This window comes from Cobetia marina (assembly GCF_001720485.1).
Taxonomy (GTDB): Bacteria; Pseudomonadota; Gammaproteobacteria; order Pseudomonadales; family Halomonadaceae; genus Cobetia; species Cobetia marina.
In genome coordinates this window covers 183,477-205,170 of record NZ_CP017114.1, presented here as the reverse complement: position 1 = coordinate 205,170, position 21,694 = coordinate 183,477, and the positions used below count along the sequence as shown (strand labels likewise).

The following is a 21,694-nucleotide window of genomic DNA, read 5'->3' as shown; positions in this document are numbered from 1 at the left end:
TTCATGCTCCTCTCAGAAGTAAGGGCCCAGTTCCAACTCGCTTTGCACCACTGTCCAGGAGGCGCCATTGCCGCCTCCCAGGCCCATTGCACTGACGCGGAAGGCATCCAGGCGCGTACCGACCGCATTCAATTCGTTGCTGGTATTCAGTGGGGGCTGCCCGACCTTGCCCAGATACTCGATCACGTACGCCCCGATCACCGCGCCGTTATCATCATCCAGCGTATCGATGCCATTGGCCTGCCAATCCGCTTCAGAGAGCGGGTTGATCGGCGGCGCATCCTCAGGGAGTGCCAGCATCAGCCCAGCCGAGTCATCGAAATCGCCCAGTTCCCAGGCGCCATTCTCCAGGCCCTCCTGCAACGCCCGCTCACCGATGCTGAGGCTGGTCTCGGCGTTGTAATAGGACTGCTCGAAGTTACGGCTGTTGACGGCCATCCGGGTCTGCAACTGACTGTCCTCCACGCCGGTGACGGCCAGCAGACCGATCACCACCAGCATGACCAGCACGATCAGCAGTGCGATGCCTTGCTGATGCGCGGGCCCCCTCGTTGCCGCGCAGGGCCCGGATGTTGACGGCGATGTATGCATCAGCTGCCCCTCAGTTGCAGATTGCGCGGCGTGAACGTGAGATTGAAGGTGCGTGTCAGACGGCCATCGTTATCTCCGCCCGGCACCACGCCTGGCAGGCTCTCGAGTGTCAGGGCGATCTCGATGCGACGCACCTCATCCCAACGGTCTTCGCTGCGAACCGTGGCGGCAGGCACCTTGACCCGATCGACACTGCCGTTGCCGGTGGTGTCCAGACTGAAGCTGACATCGAAGCCCTCGACGCCAGAGGCCAGCTCTTCGCGCGCAAAGGTGGCATCAATGCGATCGAGATACAGCGCACGCACCGAGCTGTCATTGGCCTGATCATCCAGCCGGAGCTCCCAGGCCTGCACCGGATACAGATAGGCATTCGATGACTGTGAACTGCCATAGGAACGCGACAGGGTATCGTTGGTCTCGATACTGCCCTGGGTCGTCCCCGACACCTTGAAGACATCGGTGCTGTTGCAATCACTGACCAGCGCGAACTCGTCGGTCACGAAGGCCGCTTCACTGCCATTGCGCACGCTCAGTGGTCCGCCCAGTGAGGTCATGCTGCTGATGAGCGTGGTCTCATCGCCATCCTTGCTGGCGGCGACGAACGTCAGATTGAAATAGCTGAGGCTACGCTGGGTACGCTGCTGCCCACCGAAGGGCGCCGTGAGATCGTGGGAGTCATCCACTGAACTGGCATTGGTGATATCACGACTGTTGGCACACCCCGCGTAGCCCACATTGCGCATGAGGGGCTGAAGCCGGAACGAGACATAACGCGCCGACTCCTGAAGATAGGACAGGGCTTCCTGGGTACTCACGGTACTGCGTGACGTCGAGAACATCTGCACCGCCATCGCCGTGATGAGAAGCCCCAGCACCAGACTGATCATCAGTTCGACCAGGCCAACCCCCGCCTGATGCGCGCGAGAGGCTGGAGAGCGAGAGAACTTCTTGCCAGCGATAGAGACACGCGGGTTCATGGCTCCACCTCGAAGCGATATGCCTGGATATCCATTCCACCATTGAGCGTATCGCTCCATTGCACCTGGACACTGACGTCATGCACCCCGATACCGGCACCGCCGACCAGGCGCTCGTCTACCGTCACGTTGCCGACACCGCTGGTCAGAGTGGAACCCTGAATGGCCGTTCGCCAGTCGATCACATCCTGATTGGCCAACTGAGCAGGCGTGCAGTCTGACGAGCATCCATTGTCCGGTGGGTCCTGCGTATCGGCACCATCGTATTGCGCAATGGCTTCGAGATTGGCTCGGATGCGCTCGGCCATGTCCAATGACAGCAGCTGTGCCACCGTATTGCTGTAACTGACGCGCTGATGCTGCAACGTCTGCACCTGCAGCAGCCCCAGCCCCAGCAAGGAGACACCAAGCAGCAGCACGGCCACCAGCGCCTCGATCAGACCGACGCCACGCTGACGATGCGCCGTCGCGATCTTCGGAGGGTTACGCCTTGTCATGAGCAATCACCTCCCGTCTCGAGTCTCACGCGCCCTGAAGGCGCCACCACCACGGAAGTGGAATCCGATGCTGCGCAGAACACCAGCGTGCTGTTGCCGCTGTTGAGTGTGCCGCGATCGTTGAAGGTGATACGACTGGCACCGCCGGATTGCGCCACCGAGTTGCTGCCCTGATGAACCCACATGCGATCCCCTGCCGTGAAATTGGCCCCACTGCCTTCATACACCACCCAGCCATTCGACCAGTCCGCATCGCAGACAGTGGGATTCGGCGTGGCAACGCTCGGAGCATAGGGACAGACGCTGACCATGGTGCCGCGACTGGTCGCGGCACTGCGTGCCATCGCCAGGGCATGCGTCAGGGCGCGAACGTCGGACTCCACCTGAGAGCGCTGTACCATCCCTTGCCAGGCAGGCACCGCCCAGGCAGCGATGATGGCGATGATCGCCACCGTCACCACCAGCTCGATCAGCGTGAAACCGCGTGAATGACGCATGATGTCAGGCTCCCCGGCCTCTCGTGGCCTCTCATGCAACGCGAAAGGCAGTTCTCTCCCGACCCGATGTCGAGAGGATGGTCTCGCAGACTTCACCAACACCGCCCCCCTCCTTCCGCGCCGGTATTCATGACCTCATCCATCCACAGAATGCCGCAGTCATCGTTGAGCTGTGCTCCCTGCGGAGTGGCTTGCAACACGAAGGTGCTCGGCGTGAGGCTGCGATAGGAGATCAGGTAACGCAGATTGCCGCCGGCATCCTCGATACTGCTGACGCCATCGGCTGGCAACTCACCCTCCAGCACCGGCGCCTCGGAGAAATCGTGGCCATAGAAGCCATGCAACTGCCTGGCCTGCTGGCCCAGCGCCTGCTGAGCATGAGAACGCCAGCTGCGCTCCACGTACCCGAGATAGGATGGCACTGCTACCGCCGCCAGAATCCCGATGATCGCGACCACCATCATGACTTCGATGAGCGTGAAGCCTCGTGCTCCTCTGGGCCCGCACGCTCCCGCTGCCCCGCGTCGTGCACGAGCACCGATGACGCTTTTGGCTAGGGGATGGCATGGCATGCCGATATCTCCAGAGGTGGCTTACCCTCCATTATGTATCATTTTCGTAACTGAGCATTACATTTTTTTTCATATATCCTCAGGCCAGATCAACGCTCACCGGAATGATCAGGGCATTGAGAACATGCGCAATAACTCACAAAGAGCCAGATATTGCGGATCAGACATGAAAAAAGCCGCGACAGAGTCGCGGCTTTCAGATGACCAATGACTTACAGAGCGTTACAGCTCGCGAATCTGATCCGAGGCGATCAAGCGCTCCTTGAGCTCCTTGGGCATGGAGAAGACGATATTCTCCTCCTGACCTTCCAGTTCCTCGGGCGCCGAAGCCCCCAGTGCCATCAGGCGATCGATCACGCCCTGCACCAGCACTTCGGGCGCACTTGCGCCTGCCGTGATCCCGATACTGCCGATACCCTCGAGCCAGGCGGCCTCGATCTGCTCGGCATCATCGATCAACCAGGCCGGGGTCTGCATGCGCTCGGCCAGTTCGCGCAGGCGATTGGAGTTGGAGCTGTTGGGGCTGCCGACCACCAGCACCACATCGCAGGCTTCCGCCAGCATGCGTACGGCGTCCTGACGATTCTGGGTCGCGTAGCAGATATCGTCCTTGCGCGGCCCTTGAATCGCCGGGAAGCGTTCGCGCAGCGCATCGATCACACGCGCCGTGTCATCCATGGACAGTGTGGTCTGGGTGACGAAGGCCAGCTGACCCGGGTCCTTGACCTCCAGGCGCGCCACATCGGACTCGTCCTCCACCAGGTGGATGGTGCCACCCTTGGAGGTGTCATAGCGACCCATGGTGCCCTCGACTTCCGGGTGACCCTCATGGCCGATCAGCACGCAATCCTGGCCCTTGCGCGCATAGCGCAGCACTTCCATGTGCACCTTGGTCACCAGCGGACAGGTGGCATCGAAGACCTTGAGGTTGCGACGCTCGGCCTCTTCCTGCACCGCACGCGAGACACCGTGGGCCGAGAAGATGACGATGACGTCATCCGGCACTTCGTGCAGTTCCTCGACGAAGATGGCGCCGCGCTCCTTGAGGGAGTCGACCACGAAGCGATTGTGCACCACCTCGTGACGCACGTAGATCGGCGGCCCGAACACGTCGAGCGCCCCGTTGACGATATCGATGGCGCGATCCACTCCGGCGCAGAAACCGCGCGGGTTGGCCAGCTTGATCTGCATGACAGGCTCCGCTTGATGGCAAGGGGCACACGTGTGAGGCGCCCCTGGAAAAGAAGACTCAGTGCGTGGTCGCGGGGGAGACGGACAGCACCTCGACCTCGAAGGTCAGGGTACGCCCGGCCAGCGGGTGGTTGAAGTCGACCTTGACGTCACGCTCATCGATCTCGCGAATGATGCCCGGCAGCTCCGAGCCTGACGGCTCGGCGAAGGACATCACCATGCCGACCTCGATCTCGTCATCGAAGCTCTTGCGCGCCACGGTCTGGACATTCTGCGGATTGTGCTGACCGAAGGCATGCTCCGGCGTGACCGTGAAGCTGCCGGTCTCACCTGCCGCCATGCCCATGATCGGCCGCTCGAAGCCCGGCGGCAGATTGCCATCGCCTACCTGGAAGGTGGCCGGCGTCTTGTCGAAGGTGGAATCCACTTCGGTGCCGTCTTCCAGACGCAGACGGAAATGGAGGCTGACCTCCATGTTTTCGGCGATACGATATTCGCTCATGCTGACCTCGTTTGCGCCACTCACTCGGAGCGGCCACGGAAGGATTCGATGATCAGTGCCACGGCTCCCAGGCTGATGGCGACGTCCGCCACATTGAAGGCCGGGAAGAAGGCATTGCCCCAGTGGAAGGACAGGAAGTCCACCACGTAACCATGCACGACACGATCATAAAGATTGCCCAGTGCGCCACCCAGTACCAGCGCGATGCCCAGCGCCGTGAAGGTCTCGTGACGCTTGAGGCGCGCAAGCCAGATGCTCAGACCGATGGCCGCCACCACGGCGATGCCGGCGAACAGCCAGCGCTGCCAGCCGTCATGACCGGCCAGGAAACTGAAGGCCGCGCCGGTATTGTGCAGCAGCGTCAGATTGAAGACCGGCAGCACCTCGTTGGCCTGACCGTAGATCAAAGAACTGCTGGCCAACCACTTGGTGGTCAGATCCAGCACCACGATCACCACTGACAGCCACAGCCAGCGCAACGGCGAACGCATCGGCTCACTGGCGGCCGAGCCGGCCTCACTGGCAGGCGGTTGTGAAGAAGACGTCATGTTACCTTCCTGTCGAGGATGCCATGGGCATCCCTGCATGAAATGAATCCGTCGGCGGCAAGACACGAACGCCGGGCCAGAGCCCGGCGTTCGATATCAGCGCTCAGCGGAGGCTGAACGATGCCGCGGTCGCGTCAGCGATCACGCGAAGTGACGCGTCTCGCCTTCGCCATCCGGCAGGTTGGTCACGCAGCGGCCACACAGAGTCGGATGTTCCGGCAGGGTGCCGACTTCCGGACGGTGGTGCCAGCAACGTTCGCACTTGGCATTCTCGCTGACCTTGACCGCCACCTTGAGGCCGGACACTTCGGTCTCTTCTGCGTCACCCGCAGCATCGAGAGGCGCCAGGGTCACGCCGCTGGTCAGCATCACGAAGCGCAGTTCGTCGCCGAGACTTGCCAGCAGAGTGCTGAGCTCATCATTGACGTAGAGGGTGACTTCCGCCGCCAGGCCATTCTTGACCAGACCGGCGTTGCGCGCGCCTTCCAGCGTCTTGTTGACCGCCTGCTTGACGTGCAGCACCTGCTCCCAGAACTCACGCCCCATGGGGGCATCATCCGCCAGGGTGGTCAGGCCGGTGTAGGCCGTCTCGAGGAAGATGGTGTCCTTGCGCGGACCCGGGATGTTGGCGTAGATCTCTTCACCGGTGAAGGAGAGGATCGGTGCCATCCAGCGTGCCAGCGCCTCGATCACGTGATACAGCGCCGTCTGGCAGCTACGACGCGCACGCGAGTTCGGCTGCGTGGTGTACTGGCGGTCCTTGATGACATCCAGATAGAAGCCGCCCAGCTCACGCGAGCAGAAGGTCAGCACCTGCTGGTAGATGTCGAGGAAGCGGTATTCCTCGTAGGCCAGCTCGACACGTGCCTGCAGCTGGGCGGCACGATCGACCACCCACTGGTCCAGCGCCAGCATGTCGTCAAAGGCCAGCGCATCACGCTCGGGCTCGAAACCGTTCAGGTTGGACAGCAGGAAGCGCGAGGTGTTGCGAATGCGGCGATAGGCATCGGCAGTCCGCTTGAGGATCTCGTCCGAGACGGCCATCTCACCGGAATAGTCATTAGAGGACACCCACAGGCGCAGAATGTCGGCACCCAGCTTGTCCATCACCTGCTGCGGCGCGACCACGTTGCCCACTGACTTGGACATCTTGCGGCCCTGCGCATCGACGGTGAAACCGTGAGTCAGCAGTGCCTTGTAGGGCGCGTGGCCGTCGATGGCACAGCCGGTCAGCAGTGACGAGTGGAACCAGCCACGGTGCTGGTCGGAGCCTTCCAGATACAGGTCGGCACGCGGACCTTCCTCGTGACCATGCGGGTGCGAGCCACGCAGCACATGCCAGTGGGTCGTTCCGGAATCGAACCACACATCCAGCGTGTCGGTGACCTTCTCGTAGTTCTCGGCCTCATCGCCCAGCAGCTCCTGGCTGTCGAGTGACCACCAGGCATCGATGCCGTGCTCGGCGACGCGATCCGCGACCGCTTCCATCAGCGCGACGCTGTCAGGGTGCAGTTCGCCAGTGGCGCGATGCAGGAACAGCGGAATCGGCACGCCCCAGTTGCGCTGACGCGAGATGCACCAGTCAGGGCGGTTGGCGATCATGCTCTTCAGGCGCGCCTGGCCCCAGGCAGGAATGAAGGTGGTGTCCTCGATGGCGGACAGCGCCTTGTCACGCAGGGTCACGCCATCGGTGCCGGCGATGTCCATGCCGACGAACCACTGGGCCGTGGCGCGATAGATGACCGGCGTCTTGTGGCGCCAGCAGTGCATGTAGCTGTGGGTGATCTTCTCGTGCGCCATCAGCGCGCCGAGTTCTTCCAGACGCGCGACGATGTTCGGATTGGCCTTCCAGATGAACTGACCACCGAATTCCGGCAGGTCCGGCACGTAGACGCCGTTGCCCTGCACCGGGCTCTCGATCTCGTCGAAGCTCATGCCGTAACGACGGCAGGTGTGGAAGTCATCCTCGCCGTAGGCCGGCGCGGAGTGGACGATACCGGTACCGGCACCGGTCTCGACGTAGTCGGCCAGATAGACCGGCGACAGACGATCGTAGATCGGGTGGCGGAAGTTGAGATTCTCCAGTGCCGCGCCATTGACGGTCGCCAGTGTCTCGCCACTCAGCCCGAAGCGCGCCAGGCTGTCGTCGACCAGCTCCTCGGCGAGCACCAGCAGGCGCTCGCCGGTATCGACCAGCGAGTAGACGAAGTCCGGGTGAACGTTGAGCGCCTGGTTGGCCGGAATGGTCCACGGGGTGGTGGTCCAGATCACGATCGCCGCCGGCTTGCTCAGTGACTCGAGGCCGAAGGCCTTGGCCAGCGCCGCGCTGTCGTCTGCCGCGAAGGCGACATCGATGGCGTCAGAGGTCTTGTCGGCGTATTCGACTTCCGCTTCCGCAAGCGCAGAGCCACAGTCGAAGCACCAGTTGACCGGCTTCAGGCCCTTGAAGACATAACCGCCCTTGACCATCTCGGCCAGCGCACGGATCTCGCCGGCTTCGTTGGCGAAGTCCATGGAGCGATACGGGTTACCCCAGTCACCGACGATGCCGAGACGGATGAACTCGTGCTTCTGACCTTCCACCTGCACGCCCGCGTATTCGCGGCACAGGTGGCGGGCTTTCTCGGACTCGAGATGCTTGCCGTGGGTGGTCTCGACCTTGTGCTCGATGGGCAGACCATGACAGTCCCAGCCCGGCACGTAAGGCGCATCGAAGCCCGCCATCGTCTTGGACTTGACGATGATGTCCTTGAGAATCTTGTTGACGGCGTGACCGATGTGAATATTGCCGTTGGCATAGGGAGGGCCGTCGTGGAGCACGAAGCTCGGACGGCCCTTGCCTGCTTCACGCAGACGCGCGTAGAGGTCAATCTCGTTCCAGCGGGCCAGTTGGTCCGGCTCACGCTTGGGGAGATTGCCGCGCATCGGGAAGTCGGTATCGGGCAGATTCAAAGTGTGCTTGTAGTCGCTCATAGCCTTTCGGGTCAGCCGTCGTGGGGGCGGGAAGCCTGAGCTTCCCGAGCTGTGGAATCAGACACCTCAGCAGTGCCGTGTAAGGGTGCCGTCGGCGCATTCATCAGTGCGCTCAGCGGACGGCTGGCCAGCGGCAGGTCAGCCATCGAGGTCATGCAATCGAGCAATGCCTGCTCATCACTGGCGGGCGTCTCACCTGCGGCCAGTGCGAAGAAGCGGCGTGCCAATGCGATATCGGCGTAGATGGCGGCCTTGAGAGCTTCCAGGCCATCGAAGCGCTGCTCGCCACGCAGGAAGGCACAGAAGCTGACACGCATCGACTGGCCATAGAGGTCCTCCGCGAAGTCCAGCAGGTGAACCTCAAGGACCGGGCGCGGCGTGCCGACCGTCGGGCGCCAGCCGATATTGGCTACCGCCGGGCAGGCGCGGCCATCGGCCAGATGCGCCATCACCGCGTAGACGCCGGAGACCGCCAGCGGCGCATTCGGCAGCGGCAGATTGGCGGTCGGCACGCCGATGGTACGCCCCAGCTGACGGTCCGCGACCACGCGCCCCTGCCAGTGATGGGCTCGTCCCAGCAATCTGGCGGCCAATGCCATGTCACCCGCGGCCAGTACCTTGCGCACGCGAGTGCTGGACACACGCTCACCGGCGATCTCGAAGGTGCGGGTATGCTCCACCGCGAAGCCCTCGGCGGCGCCGATGCGCTCCAGCAGCGCGAAGTCACCGGCACGATCACAGCCGAAGCGGAAGTCGTCGCCGACCACCAGGTGGCGCACGCCGAGACCATCGATCAGTACCTGCTCGATGAATTCACGGGCCGACAATGAGCGCAGCGCCTCATTGAAGGGCAGGCACAGTACGCGCTCGGCGCCGTGGCTACCCAGCAGGCGGACCTTTTCCGCCAGTCGCGTCAGGCGTGGCGGCGCCTTGTCACCCGCGAAGAACTCGCGCGGCTGCGGCTCGAACACCACCACCGTGGCCGGCAGCCCATAGGCCGCCGCGCGCTCGCGCAGTTGCTCCAGAATCGCCTGGTGGCCGAGGTGCACCCCATCGAAATTGCCGATGGTGGCCACGCAGCCGCGACTGCCATCCTGCTTGCGCAGGCGGGCGAGATTGTGGAGTCCTCTGATCAAGTCCATGCGTGCATCACACAAGCCGCCGAAAGTGGTCGATTATAGCGAAGGGGCACGGCGCTGACAGCCACCGTTGCCCCACCAGAGAGAAAACTGCTGGAACGCGAGATGTGAATCGAGAGTCGGGGCTCAGCCCTGCATGCGGAAGTGGCGCGGACGTATGCCGCAAAGCCCCAACCACAGTGCATAGACCAGCACACCGCCGACGACCAGCGCCCCCATCATCGCACAGCGCTCCCAAAGGCCCCAACCGAGCCAGGTGGTCCAGTCCGGTGACAGCCACAGCAGGCCGCCGCCCATCAGGGCGCAACCGCCGATCAGCGTCAGCGAATAGCGCCCCCAGCCCGGCTGGAAGCGCAGCACACCCTCGCGATACAGGCCACGCGCCAACAGCCCGGCATTCAGGAAGGCCGACAGCGCCGTGGCCAATGCCAGGCCCGCATGGGCCAGCGGCACGATCAGCGCGAGGTTGAAGGCCATGTTGGCGACCATCGCGATGATGCCGATCTTGACCGGCGTCTTCGTGTCCTGACGCGCATAGAAGCCCGGTGCCAGCACCTTGATCAGCATGAAGGCCAGCAGCCCGAAGCTGTAGGCCCGCAGGCTCTGGGCCGACATCACCACATCATTGTCCGTCATCGCCCCATAGTGGAACAACGTGATCAGCAGCGGCTCCGCGAGCACGCCCAGCGCCAGCGCCGCCGGCACGCCGATCAACAATACCGAACGCAGCGCCCAGTCGAGCATCTTCTGGAAGTGCTCCAGCGACTGCTCCGCGTGACGCTTGGAGAGCGCCGGCAGAATCACGGTGCCGATGGCGATGCCGATGATGCCCAGCGGCAGTTCGACCAGCCGGTCGGAGTAATAGAGCCACGACACGCTGCCGGTGACCAGAAACGAGGCCAGCACGGTATCCAGCAGCAGGTTGATCTGCGAGACCGAGACCCCGAACAGCGCCGGTGTCATCAACTTGAGGATGCGCCGCACGCCTTCGTGGGCGAAGTTCGGCCATGGCTTGGGCATCAGGCCAAGACGCAGCAGGAACGGCACCTGGAACAGCAGCTGCACGCCACCGGCGATCAACACGCCCCAGGCCAGCGCCATGGCGGGTGTCTCGAAACGCGGTGCCAGCAACAGCGCCGCGCCGATCAGGCTCAGGTTGAGCAGCACCGGGGTGATGGCCGGCACCGCGAAGCGGTTCCAGGTATTGAGCACGCTGCCGGCGAAGGCGGTCAGCGAGATCAGCAGCAGATAGGGAAAGGTCAGGCGCAGCATGTCACCGGTCAGCGCCAGCTTGCCGGCATCGTCACCGAACCCCGGCGCGAAGACCCACACCAGCCAGGGCGCGCACAGCATCGCCAGCGCCGTGATCAGCGCCAGGATGACGCCGAGACTGCCACTGACGGCATCCAGCAACTCGCGGACCTCTTCCCGCGTGCGCCGGGTCGCATACTCGGACAGCACCGGAATGAAGGCCTGATTGAAGGCCCCCTCGGCGAACAGACGACGCATGAAGTTGGGGATCTTGAAGGCCACGAAGAAGGCATCCGCCCCGCTGCCTGCCCCCAGCAGACTGGCGATGATCACGTCTCGCGCCAGCCCCAGCACCCGCGACAGCATCGTCATCACGCTGACGATCAGCCCGGAGCGCAGCAGTCCCGCACGCACCGGCAGGCTGTCTCCACTGCTGGTCTCTGCCTGAGCCGTCGCCTGAGAGCCAGTCTGCACGGCCTGGCGACCCGACTCCTTCCCGACATCCTGATCGCCTCTGGGCGACTCATCCTGCGGCTTGCTCACCCTGACACCCCTTTCACTTCCCTGATCCGATACCGATGCCATCCAACACGATAGACAGACACAAAAAAACCGGCCGAAGCCGGTTTTTTCACGCGAACACGTCTCAGACAGCCAGTGCCTTGACGCGTGCGTTCAGACGGCTCTTGACGCGAGCGGCCTTCTTCTTGGACAGGATGTCCTTGTCGGCGTAACGGTCGAGGACCTTCTGCGCGACATTGAAAGCGGCCATGGAAGCAGCGTGGTCACCAGTCTTGACGGCCTTCAGCACGTTCTTGACGCTGGTACGCACGGCGGAACGCTGTGCGGAGTTGTGCTGACGACGGACTTCAGCCTGACGAGCGCGCTTGCGAGCTTGCTTGGAGTTTGCCACTTTGATGCTCCTTATGAGTCCACCCGTAGGCGCGTACTCATGAACTTGAATTTGGAAGACGTTGTCGCGAGGCGACAGCGGGTCCGGTCATCTCTCGCTTTCGACACTTGACGTGAAGACCATAGAGAAATCAGCGACTTGACGTGGAAGCCCCGCCAAGCCTTCGCCATCGGAGCGGACCAGCTCCCGACAGGACGGCAGAGTCTAGCATGGCCAGACGGATGACTGCCAGCATGAGGCCCGCATCGGCAGGCCTCATGCGCCCTACAGCACGATGAGGTTGTCGCGATGGATCAGCTCCGGCGCCTCAATATAGCCCAGCGCAGCCTCGATCTGATGACTCGGCAGCCCCAGGATGCGCTCGGCGTCGACCGCGGAATAGTTGACCAGCCCCTTGGCGATCCGCGCGCCGGATTCATCGACACACTGCACCAGGTCACCGCGCTTGAAGGCTCCCTCGATCTTCTTCACGCCCACCGGCAGCAGGCTGGAACCACGCGTGGTCAGCACGCTGACGGCACCGGCATCCAGCGTCAGGGTGCCCCGCACCTGCAGTTGCCCGGCGATCCAGCGCTTGCGCGCCGCGATCGGCGCATGCTCGGGCAGCAGCAGGGTACCGAAGCGCTCGCCAGCGGCTAGGCGCGTGATCACGTCAGGCTGGCGGCCGGAGGCAATCACCGTCAGCGCGCCACTGCGGGCTGCCAGGCGCGCCGCCCGCACCTTGGTGGCCATGCCGCCACGCCCCAGCACCCCGCCGCCACCGGCGACCTTGACCAGCATCGGGTCATCGGCCTGCGCTTCCTCGATCAGCCTGGCCGCCGGATCATGGCGCGGGTCGGCGTCGTACAGCCCTTCCTGATCGGTGAGCAGCAACAGGGCATCGGCTTCCAGCAGATTGGCGACCAGCGCGCCGAGCGTATCGTTGTCACCGAAGCGAATCTCGTCGGTGACGACAGTGTCATTCTCGTTGATCACCGGCACCACGCGCAGCTCCACCAGGGTGCGCAGCGCCGAGCGTGCATTCAGGTAACGCTTGCGATTGGAGAGATCGTCGTGGGTCAGCAGAATCTGGGCGGTGGTCAGGCCGTGACGATGGAAATGCTCTTCATAGCACTGGGTCAGGCCATTCTGGCCGACCGCCGCCGCGGCCTGCAGCTCATGCACGCCACTGGGTCGCGCCGTCCAGCCAAGCCGGGACATGCCGACGGCGATCGCGCCGGAAGACACCACGATCACCTCGATGCCACGCGCATGCAGTGCCGCGATCTGGTCGACCCAACGCCCGATGCCGGCATCGTCCAGCCCGCGGCCGTCGTCGGTCAGCAGCGCACTGCCGATCTTGACCACCACGCGCCGCGCCCTGGCCAATGCCTCACGTCCGACCCGACTGCCCATCTCCGCCACTTCCGCCACCTTCTGCTCCGCCACCGCACTATCTCCTGTCATGTGGTCTCCCGCCCCGCTCGGCAGGCTGTGACTGCCCCGTCGCGTCATTGTCCGCTCCCGCCCCGCTGCTGTCATCACCCTCGAGCGGCACCTGCAACGAAAACGCCCCGCCGCGAGACCAGAAGGCTCGGGGCGGGGCGTGAATCGCGAAGCGGGTCGCTCGTCACTCAGTGACTGCCTCGCAGGGCAGCCACCGGACGAACCTCGACCTCAGGGCGCGTATTCGACCTCGACGTCGTAATCGTCGTCATTGAAGTCGTCATCGTCCTCTTCTTCGTCATCCTTCTTGCGCTTGCGACGTGTCAGGCGCTCTTCAGCGCGCTCCAGCGACTCGTTCTCCATCCGCGCCAGCAGGGCGGCATGCGCCTCGGCAGCTTCCGGATCTTCCGCCAGCTGCAGGCGTTGCTCGCCCAGCCAGCGGTGTGCGGCCTGCACCAGCTCCTGAGTGCCGATACCACTGGCCGCGGAGACGACGAACAGCTCACCTTCCCAGCCCAGACGCTCGACGAGGTCCTTGACCATCGCCTCGCGATCCTCTTCCGCCAGCAGATCGATCTTGTTGATCACCAGCCAGCGCGGCAGCTCCGTGAGTGCCGAGGAGAAGTTCTTGAGCTCATTGAGAATCGCCTCGACCGCATGGACCGGGTCGCTCTCGTCGAAGGGCGCGATATCCACCACATGCAGCAACAGGCGCGTGCGCGTCAGGTGCTTGAGGAAGCGCAGCCCCAGGCCGGCACCATCCGCCGCCCCTTCGATCAGGCCGGGAATGTCGGCCATCACGAAGTGCTGGTGGCTACCGATCTTCACGACGCCAAGATTCGGCACCAGCGTGGTGAAGGGGTAGTTGGCGACCTTGGGCTTGGCCGCGGAGACGGCGCGAATCAGCGTCGACTTGCCGGCATTCGGCATGCCCAGCAGGCCGACATCCGCCATCACCTTCATCTCGAGACGCAGGTTGCGACGCTCACCCCAGGTGCCCTTGGAGGTCTGGCGCGGCGCGCGATTGGTGGAGGACTTGAAGTGGATGTTGCCCAGACCACGACGTCCACCCTGCGCAACCAGCACCAGCTGGCCGATTTCCGTCACGTCACCGATGATCTCGAGGGTTTCCTCGTCGATCACGGTGGTGCCGACCGGCACCTTGACGATCAGGTCCTCACCCGCCTTGCCCGCCATCTGACGGCCCTGGCCGGCGTCACCGCTCTCGGCCTGGTAATAGCGCTGGAACTTGAAGTCGATCAGGGTATTGAGGGAATCATCCCCGATCAGGTACACACTACCGCCGTGCCCGCCGTCACCCCCATCGGGGCCACCACGCGGCACGTATTTCTCACGGCGAAAACTCAGGCAACCATTGCCGCCACGTCCGGCCTCGACAATGATCGACGCTTCATCAAGGAACTGCATGCTGCTCTCTCCTGACGACGACCCGGGCCGTCATGCGACAAAAAAGCCCCGCCTGAGCGGGGCTTCCTTGCAGACCGTCATACGATACCGGGGCATCGTCCAGTCTGCGTAAGCTGTCAGACGTTTCAGGCAGAAACGATGCTGACGAACTTGCGGTTCTTCGGACCCTTGGTCTCGAACTTCACGTGGCCGTCGGCCAGAGCGAAGAGAGTGTGGTCCTTGCCGATGCCAACGCCAGTACCGGCGTGGAAACGGGTGCCGCGCTGACGCACGATGATGTTGCCGGCGATAGCCGCTTGGCCACCGAACAGCTTCACACCAAGGCGCTTGGATTCAGAATCGCGACCGTTGCGGGTAGAGCCCGCCGCCTTCTTATGTGCCATTGGATAATTCTCCTATGGTGGGTAGCGCTGCAATTACGCAGAGATACCAGTGATCTTGACTTCGGTGAACCACTGACGGTGGCCCGCACGACGCATGGAGTGCTTCCGGCGACGGAACTTGATGATGGTGACCTTGTCGCCACGGCCGTGAGACACGACCTCGGCAGCAACCTTGGCACCTTCAACCAGCGGAGCGCCGACCTTGATGTCGTCGCCTTCAGCGACCATCAGGACTTCGTCGAACTGGATAGTTTCGCCAGTGGCGACTTCAAGCTTCTCGAGCTTCAGGGTCTGGCCTTCCTGAACGCGGTACTGCTTGCCACCGCTCTTGATAACTGCGTACATGATTCTCTCCATCGAACTCATCAAGGGTGTGCTCTTGGGTGGCCTGCTGCGAGTGGCGCCCCTTCTGGAGCCATCTGACAGGGAGCGGGATGAGTCACGGCCGCGTATTATAGCGCCGCGTGCCGCGATCGACAAGCAATGTCAAGATGCACACGCCCGACCCGCCGCCAGCCTGCATCCCTGCGCGGGTGCACGCCTTGACGGCCATAGGGGTGCCCCATAGCATAACCGGCAAATGGCACGCCACGGCGGCCTCACCTCTCGCTACGGGCACGACGACCTCATGCAAGCCGACGCATCGACCCTTCACGCGGCAGTGGCAGATGACTTCGCCGCCGTAGACCGCACCATTCTCGCGCAGCTCGAGTCGCGCGTGCCGCTGGTCCAGACCATCGGTCAGTACATCATCCAGAGTGGTGGCAAGCGCCTGCGCCCGGTCCTGGTGCTGCTGGCAGCCCGCGCACTCGGCTATCAGGGTGATCGCCACATCAACCTGGCCGCACTGATCGAGTTCATGCACACCTCGACACTGCTGCACGATGATGTCGTCGACGAGTCCAGTCTGCGTCGCGGTCGCTCCACCGCCAATGACACCTGGGGCAATGCGCCCTCCGTGCTGGTCGGTGACTTCCTCTATTCCCGCTCTTTCCAGATGATGGTGGAAGTCGGCTCGATGGACGTGATGGCGATTCTCTCCGCCGCCACCTGCACCATCGCCGAAGGCGAGGTCCTGCAGCTGACCAACATCGGCAATGCCGACATCGATGAAGCCGCCTACTTCGAGACCATCCACGGCAAGACCGCCATGCTGTTCGAGGCGGCCGCGCATGCCGGGGCGATACTCGCCCAGGAAGCAGATGGCACCGTCACGGCGGCACAGGTCAGCGCGCTGCAGAACTATGGCCGCTACCTGGGCCTCGCCTTCCAGCTCATCGATGACCTGCTCGACTATCAGGGCGACGCCGAGACCATGGGCAAGAATGTCGGTGATGACCTGGCCGAGGGCAAGCCGACCCTGCCGTTGATTCGCGCCATGCAGGTCGGAAGCCCGGCGCAGGCCAGCCTGGTACGTGGCGCCATCGAGAAGGGCGGACTGGAGCAACTCGACGAGGTACTGGAAGTCGTGCGCCTCACCGGCGGCCTCGACTATACCCGCAGTCGCGCGCAGGAAATGGCCGACAACGCCCTGGCGGAACTCGAGGCGCTGCCGGAGAGTGACTTCCGCGACAGCCTCGAACGCATCGCGCTGTTGAGTGTCGGCCGTCAGGCCTGATCCCCCTTTCAGCCACGGGGAGACAGACCACCAGCAGGAAAACGTGACGAGAAGCACCGGCAGGATGAGGTGAAGAGAAGCGCGCTTCTCGACAGCCGAATTGCCCCTTGAGACATCGATAAAACTTTTTGACCTCAAGGGCTTGCAAAGCAAAGCTGTCTGCGTATAATTCACCTCCGTCGAGACAAGCTCACGACGCATCGGAGTATAGCTCAGCTTGGTAGAGCGCTGCCTTCGGGAGGCAGAGGTCGTAGGTTCGAATCCTGCTACTCCGACCAGATATCTGAAAAAGCCGCTGATCACTGATCAGCGGCTTTTTTGATGCTGGAAGGTTTTCCTGCGGCTGATGTTGCCCAGTGACGAACTCCCCTCCAATGCCTTACATCCCTCAGGATGCCACATGCACACACTGCGCCTTGCCATGCTGTCCCTGCTGCTCACCTCCCTGCTCTCCGCCTACGCCTCCACCCGTACCCAATGGGAGAAGCCCGGTGCCAACAGCACGGAGGCTCACAACACCTGGGCCGGCTGCCAGTACGAACTTGGCCTGACGGACAAGTCAGACAACGAGAAGCAGACGCTGCTGAAGTACTGCATGGAGCGTGAAGGCTACCGACTGCAGAGCTACTGAGTCGCTCACCTGCGTCAATCGGACATCCAGGTGTCACTCGCCTTGCGGGCCCGCTCGCGACCAGCACGTTCTCGGTCGCGGCGGGCCTTTTGCTTGAGGTAGTAACTGCGCAGCGCCAACCCTAGTCCACAGGCAAGCATCAGGGCGAACACCAGCCCCTGCCACGGGCGGGCGGCATCCCCCAGCCAGGTTTCCAGCGCGACGATGGCGATAAGGCCGGCGGCCTGACTGGCAACGGCGATCGCACGGCTACGGTCATAATGATGTGAAAGCATGGGGATATCCCTGGAGCGTCCTCGGCGCCAGAGCAATGCTCAGCGCGCGAGGCGTGGATGTCGAAGTCCGTCGATTATCGCATACTCGAGCCTCACGACTGCAGCGCCGGCCAAGCGCCGCTCGACAGGTAGTGCTGACCCGAATGCCCCTTCCCGGACACCGCCAAAGGATAACCGCATGGATGCCATCGCTCTGGGCCCTGCCCTGATTTCCGTCGAACGCCTCTATGCCTTCGTGGCAGCCCTGGTGATGCTGATCGAGTTCTCGCTGCTGATTCGTCTACTGGCGCGCATGCACGCCAGGGGCACGACCGCGCCCGCTCACGACTCTTCACCGCTGAGCCCCTCGCGCTGGTTCAATCGCATGCTGGTCAGCTGGGTGATCGGTGCGCGCCTCACTTACGTCGCCCTGCACTGGGCAAGTTATCAGCAGACACCGCTGGATATTCTCAAGCTGTGGCAACCGGGCTACCACCTGCTCGGCGGCATGCTGGCCGCGACCCTGGCCAGCCTGTGGCTGCTGCGCCGGCATGGCGTGATTCGCCAGGTCATCGCGCTGGGCAGTCTGACTCTGGGCCTGACCGCTTTCCTCGGCCTCAAGCAGCTCGACCCGCTGGGCAGCACGCATTCCATCGAGCGCATGCCGTCGATCACCCTGCATCATCTGGATCGTCGCCCGGTGTTGCTGGATGAGGTCCGCAATCAGCGCGTGATCGTCAATCTGTGGGCTACCTGGTGCCCGCCCTGCCGCCGGGAGATGCCGCTGCTGGCCGAGGTGGACGCCCGGCCGGATGTCACCGTGGTGCTGGCCAATCAGGGCGAACAGGCGCTCGCGGTCACTCGTTTCCTCAAGAGTGAGCGACTCACGCTGGAATACGCCCTGCTGGACCCCGCCATGCAGCTGATGGGGCTCGCCGACGCACAGGGCCTGCCCGCCACCCTGATATTCGATGGCGAAGGCCGCCTGATCGAACGCCACATCGGCGAGTTGAGCCGCGCCCAGCTGCAGGCGCTGATGCCCCCGTCTGGATCGTGACGGACACCCTCCCCCAAATCATGAGAGAAGGCCTCATGCCATGGGTGCACCACGCCCAGTGACGACACGAGAGGACAAAGACGCCTCACAAGGACAAAAGGCGCTTAAGCCACGGCGCGTGATCCGGTAAGATACCGCGCCCCTGTATTCCCGATTCCCGTCTTTGTCCTACCCCGAGGCATCATGAGCGACTTCATTCCCGGTCAGCGCTGGATCAGTGATGGTGAGGCCGATCTCGGCCTTGGCACGATCCTCAATGTCGATTTCCGCACGGTTACCGTCCTCTTTGCCGCCAGCGAAGAAACCCGCACCTACAGCCTCCGCGAGGCGCCCCTGACCCGAGTCGCCTTCGGCAATGGCGACCGCATCCAGTCCGACGATGGCGAATGGCTGATCGTCGATGACTCCAAGGAAGTGCGCGGCCAGATCCTCTACATCTGTGAACGTGAAGGCGAAAGCGCCGGCGAGCTGCTCGAGCTTCCCGAGGCACGCCTCAACGACAAGATGCAGTTCAACCAGGCCCGTGACCGCCTGCTGACCGGCCAGGTCGACCGCAATGACTGGTTCGACCTGCGTTACCGCACCCTGCGCCACTTCCATCGTGTCGAGCAGAGCCCCGCGCTGGGCCTGTCCGGCCCCAAGGTCGACCTGGTACCGCACCAGCTGTACATCGCCGATGAGGTCTCGCGCCGTCACGCACCGCGCGTGCTGCTGGCCGATGAAGTCGGCCTGGGCAAGACCATCGAAGCCGGCCTGATCCTGCATCGCCTGCTGCTCAGCGGTCGTGCCCGTCGCGCCCTGATCCTGGTACCGGCGAGCCTGACCCACCAGTGGCTGGTCGAGATGCTGCGCCGCTTCGCGCTGGATGTCTCGCTGCTCGATGAAGAGCAATGCAAGGCCCACGGCACGCGCAACCCCTTCGAAGGCAACCAGATCATTCTGGCCAGCCAGGACTGGCTGTTCGCCAATCCGTCACGTCAGGTCCAGGCTGCTGCCTGCGACTGGGACATGCTGATCGTCGATGAAGCCCACCACCTCGACTGGAGCGAAGACAAGGTCGGCCCGGGCTATGCCTGCGTCGAATCACTCGCTCGCCAGACCGCCGGTGTGCTGCTGCTGACCGCCACGCCGGAGCAGATGGGGCTGGAGAGCCACTTCGCGCGCCTGCGCCTGCTCGACCCGGAGCGCTACCACGACCTGGAGCGCTTCAAGGCCGAGGAAGAGGGTTACGTCGCCGTGGCCTCGGCCATCGACAGCCTGGACGCCCTGCCGACTGACACCAGCGGCCTGGACAGCCTGACCGCCGTGCTGGATGACGGCGACAGCCGCGCCCTGCTCGAGACCCTGATGGACAGCGACAGCGATGACGCCCAGCGCGACAGCGCCCGTCGTCAGCTGCGTGACCAGCTGCTCGACCGCCACGGCACTGGCCGCGTGATGTTCCGCAACTCGCGCACCCACGTCGAAGGCTTCCCCGAGCGTCGTCTGCACGTCCACGAGCTGGAGTTGCCCTCCTCCTACCGGCGTGTGGTGCGCAAGCTGGAGCGTGACGAGGACTACCTCGATGACCTGCTGATCGAGACCGGCATGAACCACCCCGAGGTGGTGCTGTTCCTCGACGAGATGTACCGCGCCCTGCCCGATGACCGCATGAACGCCGAGCCCTGGTGGCAGATCGACCCGCGCGTCATGTGGCTGCTGGAAACCCTGACCGACCTCGGCAACGAGAAGGCGCTGGTGATCTGTCACACCGCCGATACCGCGCGTGAGCTGTCCGAAGGTCTGCGCGTGCTGGGCGGTGTGCATGCACCGGTCTTCCATGAGGGCATGAGCCTGGTCGAGCGTGATCGCGCCGCCGCCGCCTTTGCCTCCGAGGAAGAAGGCGTGCAGCTGCTGGTGTGCTCGGAAATCGGCTCGGAAGGCCGTAATTTCCAGTTCTGCCACCACCTGGTGATGTTCGACCTGCCGGTGCATCCGGACCAGCTCGAGCAGCGCATCGGGCGTCTGGACCGCATCGGCCAGCAATTCCCGATCGAGATCCACGTACCGGTCTTCGAAGGCTCACCGGGCGCCCAGCTGCTGCGCTGGTACCGCGATGGCATGGACGCCTTCAGTGCGCCCCACGGCATCGGCAGCGAGCTGTATTCCCAATTCGGTGACGAGCTGGAAGAAGCCCTGCTCGACAGCGAAGAGATCGACAGCATCATCGAGCAGACCCGCGAACGCTTCGACGCCCTGCAGGCCGAGCGCCAGTCCGGTCGCAACCGTCTGCTGGAACTCAATGCCTGTCGTCACGAGCGCGCCGCGGAAGTCATCGCCGCCATCGAGACACTGGACAACGACAAGGCGCTGCCGGGCTACCTGGAGCGCGCCTTCGACATCTTCGGCATCGAGAGCCGTGACCTCGGCGATGGCATCACCTACCTGGCACCAGGCCCGCACATGCTCGACGGCCTGCCGGGGCTGGTGAAGGGCGAGGAAGGCTTCAGCGTCACCAGCGACCGCGCCACGGCGCTGTCACGCGAAGATGTCCAGCATCTGTCGTGGGAGCACCCGCTGGTCCGCGAGATGCTGGTGCGCATCATCGATGGCTCCATGGGCAACACGGCGCTGGCACTGCTCAAGCACCCGGCGATCCCGGGCGGTCGCCTGATGACGGAAGTGGTGTTCCGCACCCAGTCCACCGCACCGCGCGGCTTGCGCCTGGGTCGCTTCCTGCCACCGACCGCCATCCGGGTGCTGCTGGATGAAAACGGCAGCAACCTGTCCGACAAGGTCTCCTTCGGCGGGCTGGCCAAGAACCTCAAGCCGGTCAAGAAGGCGGTCGCGCGTGATCTGATCAAGCAGAGCCACGCGACACTGCGCAAGCTGATGAGCGACGCCGAGCAGGAAGCCGAGCGCGAACTGCCGAGCATCGTCGAGCAGGCCCAGCAGCAGATGCGTGAGCAGCTCAGTGCTGAGCTCGCCCGCCTCGAAGCATTGGCCAGCCACAACCCGTCGGTGCGCGAGGAAGAGCTGGAAGCGTTGCGCCAGGAGCGTGCCGCTCTCGATGGCGCCATCGAGACCACGCGTCTGCGTCTGGACAGCGTGCGCGTCATCGTCACCGTGGATGCTCACGAACGTTGATCTGCCCGCGACGTGACGTCACGGCTTGCCAATGACGCAAGAAAAGCGCCCCACCTGCCATCGGCAAGTGGGGCGCTTTTCATTGTGAGTCGCCGAAAGCGTTATTCTTGGGCCTGACCGA

The 21,694-nt window shown here is 63.6% G+C and carries 21 protein-coding genes and 1 tRNA gene; 5 read left to right on the top strand and 17 right to left on the bottom strand.

Annotated elements, in window-relative coordinates:
* Positions 1 to 12 precede the first annotated feature (12 nt).
* The 16 genes from BFX80_RS17710 to rplU all read right to left on the bottom strand — a co-directional run bounded on the left by BFX80_RS17710 (position 13) and on the right by rplU (position 15,232).
* Positions 13 to 591 (bottom strand): pilus assembly PilX family protein, encoded by a 579-nt coding sequence (locus BFX80_RS17710; RefSeq protein ID WP_127734342.1) that lies wholly within the window; start codon positions 589 to 591, stop codon positions 13 to 15.
* Entirely contained in the window at positions 591 to 1,568 is a 978-nt protein-coding gene (locus BFX80_RS00940; protein WP_167592954.1) for a PilW family protein, read from the bottom strand. Before BFX80_RS00940 ends, BFX80_RS17710 begins: the two co-directional genes overlap by 1 nt.
* Positions 1,565 to 2,065: a type IV pilus modification protein PilV gene (gene pilV / locus BFX80_RS00935; RefSeq protein WP_077373441.1), complete on the bottom strand. Its 501-nt coding sequence runs from the start codon at positions 2,063 to 2,065 to the stop codon at positions 1,565 to 1,567. Before pilV ends, BFX80_RS00940 begins: the two co-directional genes overlap by 4 nt.
* A complete protein-coding gene (locus tag BFX80_RS00930) occupies positions 2,062 to 2,562 on the bottom strand; it encodes a GspH/FimT family pseudopilin (RefSeq protein ID WP_077373519.1) in 501 nt (166 codons plus the stop codon). The genes pilV and BFX80_RS00930 overlap by 4 nt, the downstream gene beginning before the upstream one ends.
* A 92-nt stretch (positions 2,563 to 2,654) precedes the next feature.
* Positions 2,655 to 3,026, bottom strand: coding sequence for a type IV pilin protein (locus tag BFX80_RS18050; RefSeq protein ID WP_127736627.1), 372 nt, complete (start codon positions 3,024 to 3,026; stop codon positions 2,655 to 2,657).
* Between the two features lie 330 nt (positions 3,027 to 3,356).
* Complete coding sequence (gene ispH, locus BFX80_RS00920) at positions 3,357 to 4,325, bottom strand: 4-hydroxy-3-methylbut-2-enyl diphosphate reductase (RefSeq protein ID WP_084207759.1); 969 nt, start codon at positions 4,323 to 4,325, stop codon at positions 3,357 to 3,359.
* A gap of 58 nt (positions 4,326 to 4,383) precedes the next feature.
* Positions 4,384 to 4,827, bottom strand: a complete 444-nt coding sequence (fkpB, locus tag BFX80_RS00915; RefSeq protein WP_077373432.1) for an FKBP-type peptidyl-prolyl cis-trans isomerase — start codon at positions 4,825 to 4,827, stop codon at positions 4,384 to 4,386.
* Positions 4,828 to 4,847: 20 nt separating this feature from the next.
* Positions 4,848 to 5,375, bottom strand: coding sequence for a signal peptidase II (lspA, locus tag BFX80_RS00910; RefSeq protein WP_240499635.1), 528 nt, complete (start codon positions 5,373 to 5,375; stop codon positions 4,848 to 4,850).
* A gap of 141 nt (positions 5,376 to 5,516) precedes the next feature.
* Complete coding sequence (gene ileS, locus BFX80_RS00905) at positions 5,517 to 8,348, bottom strand: isoleucine--tRNA ligase (RefSeq protein WP_084207758.1); 2,832 nt, start codon at positions 8,346 to 8,348, stop codon at positions 5,517 to 5,519.
* 11 nt (positions 8,349 to 8,359) lie between these two features.
* Positions 8,360 to 9,490: a bifunctional riboflavin kinase/FAD synthetase gene (ribF, locus tag BFX80_RS00900; RefSeq protein ID WP_077373426.1), complete on the bottom strand. Its 1,131-nt coding sequence runs from the start codon at positions 9,488 to 9,490 to the stop codon at positions 8,360 to 8,362.
* 123 nt (positions 9,491 to 9,613) lie between these two features.
* Positions 9,614 to 11,110 carry a murein biosynthesis integral membrane protein MurJ gene (gene murJ / locus BFX80_RS00895; protein WP_240499728.1) on the bottom strand — a complete coding sequence of 499 codons (1,497 nt, stop codon included), beginning with the start codon at positions 11,108 to 11,110 and terminating at the stop codon, positions 9,614 to 9,616.
* Positions 11,111 to 11,384: 274 nt separating this feature from the next.
* Complete coding sequence (rpsT, locus tag BFX80_RS00890) at positions 11,385 to 11,651, bottom strand: 30S ribosomal protein S20 (protein ID WP_077373420.1); 267 nt, start codon at positions 11,649 to 11,651, stop codon at positions 11,385 to 11,387.
* 264 nt (positions 11,652 to 11,915) lie between these two features.
* Positions 11,916 to 13,046 (bottom strand): glutamate 5-kinase, encoded by a 1,131-nt coding sequence (gene proB / locus BFX80_RS00885; protein ID WP_077373512.1) that lies wholly within the window; start codon positions 13,044 to 13,046, stop codon positions 11,916 to 11,918.
* A 261-nt stretch (positions 13,047 to 13,307) separates the two neighbouring features.
* The gene (gene cgtA / locus BFX80_RS00880) at positions 13,308 to 14,504 is read right to left on the bottom strand and encodes an Obg family GTPase CgtA (protein WP_077373417.1); all 1,197 of its coding nucleotides are present in this window, start codon (positions 14,502 to 14,504) and stop codon (positions 13,308 to 13,310) included.
* A gap of 125 nt (positions 14,505 to 14,629) precedes the next feature.
* Positions 14,630 to 14,887, bottom strand: coding sequence for a 50S ribosomal protein L27 (gene rpmA, locus BFX80_RS00875; RefSeq protein WP_043335969.1), 258 nt, complete (start codon positions 14,885 to 14,887; stop codon positions 14,630 to 14,632).
* Between the two features lie 33 nt (positions 14,888 to 14,920).
* Positions 14,921 to 15,232 carry a 50S ribosomal protein L21 gene (gene rplU, locus BFX80_RS00870; protein WP_065392479.1) on the bottom strand — a complete coding sequence of 104 codons (312 nt, stop codon included), beginning with the start codon at positions 15,230 to 15,232 and terminating at the stop codon, positions 14,921 to 14,923.
* A gap of 283 nt (positions 15,233 to 15,515) precedes the next feature.
* Between rplU and ispB the strand changes: the two genes are divergently transcribed.
* From ispB to BFX80_RS00855, 3 genes are all read left to right on the top strand, one after another.
* Positions 15,516 to 16,505, top strand: a complete 990-nt coding sequence (gene ispB / locus BFX80_RS00865) for an octaprenyl diphosphate synthase (protein ID WP_084209569.1) — start codon at positions 15,516 to 15,518, stop codon at positions 16,503 to 16,505.
* 201 nt (positions 16,506 to 16,706) lie between these two features.
* Positions 16,707 to 16,783 (top strand) — tRNA-Pro (locus tag BFX80_RS00860).
* 122 nt (positions 16,784 to 16,905) lie between these two features.
* Entirely contained in the window at positions 16,906 to 17,136 is a 231-nt protein-coding gene (locus BFX80_RS00855) for a hypothetical protein (protein ID WP_084207757.1), read from the top strand.
* A gap of 14 nt (positions 17,137 to 17,150) precedes the next feature.
* Here BFX80_RS00855 and BFX80_RS00850 read toward each other — a convergent pair whose 3' ends face one another.
* Positions 17,151 to 17,411, bottom strand: a complete 261-nt coding sequence (locus BFX80_RS00850) for a hypothetical protein (RefSeq protein WP_077373412.1) — start codon at positions 17,409 to 17,411, stop codon at positions 17,151 to 17,153.
* A gap of 178 nt (positions 17,412 to 17,589) precedes the next feature.
* Between BFX80_RS00850 and BFX80_RS00845 the strand changes: the two genes are divergently transcribed.
* Together BFX80_RS00845 and rapA are read left to right on the top strand one after the other, a co-directional pair.
* Positions 17,590 to 18,447 carry a TlpA disulfide reductase family protein gene (locus tag BFX80_RS00845; protein WP_084207756.1) on the top strand — a complete coding sequence of 286 codons (858 nt, stop codon included), beginning with the start codon at positions 17,590 to 17,592 and terminating at the stop codon, positions 18,445 to 18,447.
* Between the two features lie 183 nt (positions 18,448 to 18,630).
* Positions 18,631 to 21,573 (top strand): RNA polymerase-associated protein RapA, encoded by a 2,943-nt coding sequence (gene rapA, locus BFX80_RS00840; RefSeq protein WP_077373406.1) that lies wholly within the window; start codon positions 18,631 to 18,633, stop codon positions 21,571 to 21,573.
* The last annotated feature ends 121 nt before the right edge of the window (positions 21,574 to 21,694 follow it).